The organism is Candidatus Symbiopectobacterium sp. NZEC135, from assembly GCF_025962695.1.
This window is the reverse complement of sequence record NZ_JAGFPF010000154.1, coordinates 1-3500: the sequence shown is the minus strand read 5'-3', so window position 1 is coordinate 3500 and position 3500 is coordinate 1. Positions and strand designations below refer to the sequence as shown.

General features: G+C 55.2%; 3 protein-coding genes. 1 reads left to right on the top strand and 2 read right to left on the bottom strand.

Annotated elements, in window-relative coordinates:
* On the top strand, nucleotides 1-300 hold a 300-nt coding region (locus tag J5224_RS24135), incomplete at its 5' end, for a hypothetical protein (RefSeq protein ID WP_264627765.1).
* A gap of 155 nt (nucleotides 301-455) precedes the next feature.
* Here the strand turns inward: J5224_RS24135 and J5224_RS24130 are convergent.
* Together J5224_RS24130 and J5224_RS24125 are read right to left on the bottom strand one after the other, a co-directional pair.
* On the bottom strand, nucleotides 456-1814 hold the full coding sequence (locus J5224_RS24130) for a tetratricopeptide repeat protein (protein ID WP_264627764.1): 1359 nt from the start codon (nucleotides 1812-1814) through the stop codon (nucleotides 456-458).
* A 26-nt stretch (nucleotides 1815-1840) separates the two neighbouring features.
* Entirely contained in the window at nucleotides 1841-3277 is a 1437-nt protein-coding gene (locus J5224_RS24125; RefSeq protein WP_264627763.1) for a VasL domain-containing protein, read from the bottom strand.
* Nucleotides 3278-3500 lie beyond the last annotated feature (223 nt).

Here is a 3500-nt window from a genome sequence, read left to right as displayed (position 1 = left end):
ACGCCCAAAGACATTGCGTACATGCAAAAGATCATCAGTCGTGATGTAAAAAAAGATGATACCGAAGAAACATTACTTTCCTTAGTGCATACCTTAAAAAATCGCTTTTATAATCTATTTTCGATAGTTTTGCTGATAATCGCAGTGTTTATTTTAAACATTTATTTTAAATATCCAATCAGTACGCCATCGTTTATAAGCAATTTTATCGTGACGCTCTTTGGCCTGTTTTGTACATCTCATATTGGCGCTTTACCCCTGAGTTATAAATCTTACCGCTATTGTAAGAAAAACAAATAACAGGGCTCTTCATTATATCTCTTAGACATAATCCGTATCTTATTTCCTGTACCTGCCCTTTTTAGCGTGAGTAAAAGATTGAAAGCGGCACGTTGACCCAGTGCATCATAGTACTGGGTACTAGCCGCCTTTTGACTCAGATAAACATCCACCGTCTACTCGTCCATTTTCCCTGACGACCAGTGCATCGCCAGCCGCTGCCCGGCTTTGATTTCATCGGGCTGCATCACTGCTTCCAGATCGTTGCGCGCATAAATGGCATCGTTCATTCCCTCCGTCGCCGCCATGGCGTACCAGGCATAAGCATGAATGCGGTTACGCGAAACCCCCATCCCATCCTGGCGCATCATGCCCATCCGGTATTGCGCCATGCGGCTCCCGGTTTGCGCCGCCAGTCCGTACTGTTTTGCCGCCGCCACATAATCAGTTTTACCACCCTGCCCAAGCCGCAGCATATCGGCATAGGCCACGCGTGCAGCAGTATCACCGCTCGCCGCAGCCTTTGCATACTCTTCGCGCGCGCGTTCCAGCGCGTTGCGTTTGAAAAACACGTCACCCAATTCACGCTGCGCCCGCACAAACCCCGCCGCAGAGGATTGCTGCAACAGTTGCTCACGCCCTTCGTGTCGAGTTTGCTGCTGGCTGAGTAAATAGCTGGCTTCGCCCGATCCACCAGCTGCCGCGCGCGTCAGCCAGTCGTGGGATTTTTGTCCATCCATCGGTAGCAATGTGCCTTCCCGATACGCTTTACCCAGCCACAGCTGAGCGCTCGGATCGCCGTTAGATGCCGCCCGTTGATACCAGGCCAACGCGTTCTGCCCGCTTTCATGTTGCGCCATCCACAGCTGTGCTTGCGGCTGACCGAGCGTTGCCGCACGGAAATACCAGCGCTCCGCCACATCGCGCCGAACTGCCACGCCGCTGCCCTGCTCATAGCGTTTTGCCAGTTGATATTGCGCATCCCGGTTATCGCGCTCAGCGGCCTTCTGCAACCAATTGGCGGCATCAGCCTCACCGCCTGTTCGGCTGGCATGCCACTGCGCCACCCTCAACTGTGATGGTGCGTAACCATTGGCCGCAGAGGTTTCAAAATCATCCAGACAGGCGGCAACCAGCTTGCCTTGATGCTGCGCCTGACAATCCGTTCCCAGACGATACCCCGCTTCACCATTGCCAAGGCGTGAGGCCCTGTTCCACCAGTGCCGTGCGGCAAGCGCATTCTTCGGTTCCCCCAGTCCAGCCTGATACCAGTCACCGACTTGCAGAGCCGCCGCGCCACGCATTTCAGGCGTCGCCGCACGTTGCGTCTCTCCGACCGTTTGCTGCATCCATTTCATCGCTTCGGGATACTTTCTCTGCCCCGCCAACTGTTTCGCCAACTGATACTGCGCCTCACCGTTGCCCCGTTGCGCCGATGCAGTGAGTTCTGCCTCTGACAACGTGGTCACCGGAGCCTGGCACGCCACCAAACAGCAAGCCGCGAACGCCAGTGCGAGTCGTTTATCTTTGAACATGCAATTTAGACCGTTTGGTTTCATCATTAACGCGCCACATCGCCTTGTTGCAGGCGATACAGCCTGATGGAGAAAGCGCGCAGCTCATCCTCAATCCCGCGCAGTTCAGCCGGAGACAGCGATTGATGCTTGGCATTGCGCGCTTCAAGCTCACGCAGGCGCAGGGTAAAGGGCACGTCTGCGGCCAAATCCTTTTGCAGATCGTACAGTTTGGATTTGAGGAACGAGAGGGTCACCGTACGCCGCTGCCGTTCCAGTTCAAGCAAGTGTTGCAGGGTATCGTCAACGTTGGCACGCGCCTGCTCGTAGCCGGTAATACGCGGTTGCTCTCCCTGGAGCTGGTCAAGCGAGCGTTGCCACTGGCGCTCCATCTCCTTCACCGCCAGTGAATCGGGATAGAGTTGATGCATGACGTTTTTCAGCCCATCGCCGTACTGATAGAGGTAGAGCGGCGAGGTATTTTTCACCTGCTCCAGTTGCGTCTGATAATGACCGATCAGTGTCCCTTCCATGCTTTGCAATTTTTGTTCTCCCAGCGCAATGCGTACGCTGCGAATCGCGTTGTAATCGGGGGCACTCGGCAGCGCAGAAGCCGACTGCTGCACTAATGCCAGCGCCTGCGCCTTTTGCTCCTGCACGTATTGCCAGACGCTGAATGCCGCCACGGGAAGCGCACAGCTCAACACACCAGCGGCGAACCACAACCAGGCCGGTGTGGGTTTCTTGTGTGTCTCAATTTTCAGCACCGTCGGTTTCATCTGCCCTTTCTCCCGTCCGATAAGTATGCTGCCCGTTGGTAACGGCGCCTTTCCGTCGCGCGTGACAACGCCGCTCGGGTCCGCCGTCACGGCCTCCATCTCGGAGTGAAAAAACACCATCGGCGGGACCTGCATGTCATGCTTGTTCAATGCCGGATCGTCCGACACGATGACGATTTCCGATTCATCAAACAGGTGGGTATAACCTTCGATAAAATGCAGCAAATTCTCCACGCGCGGAATACGGCTCAGTCCAACGTTATGCAGCTTCTCGCTCATCAGTTGCAGCGCGCGTTCACAGCGATACACCAGCCGTTTATCTTCGTGACTGATGTCGTACTGGCGAATCACTTCACTGATGCGGGCAATAAACCAATCCAACATCTCCACGCGTGCCCGTTCCTGATGCACCGGCGGCCAGAAGTTGTCCCACTGGGTGACGATAAGATTGGCGAGAAACTCGCAGCTTTCGGTAAAACCGCTCAGCCCCGCCAACCGTGAACGTGCCAGCGCGAAGTAAAGGGCGGTTTGCAAGTCCACTCCCTGTTTTTCAAACAGGGTGGTCGCCATATCATGCACCCGCATCCAGTCAACATCAGGACGCGAGGCGTGACTCAGTTTGTTGATCTCTGCCCGCAACGCGTCAAACTCAGGCAACATCCGTGGATCGCGGCCCACATTCAGGGCCTGTTGTGCATCTTGCATATCACTTCATCTCGCAGGCAGGCACCACACGGGATGCCCGTCCGGTTAGTTAGTAGAGAGACTCTGGCAGCGTAAACTGGCTGAACAGACCGCCTGCAAACGGGTTGTGGCTGGCATCGGTGTAGACGCGATAGGTCATCGCCCCCTGTTCCAGCCCGAAGCGCACGTCAAAGGTATTGTCGTTGACTTGAGTAAGCTGGGCGCTGTCGAGCAGGCGATACAT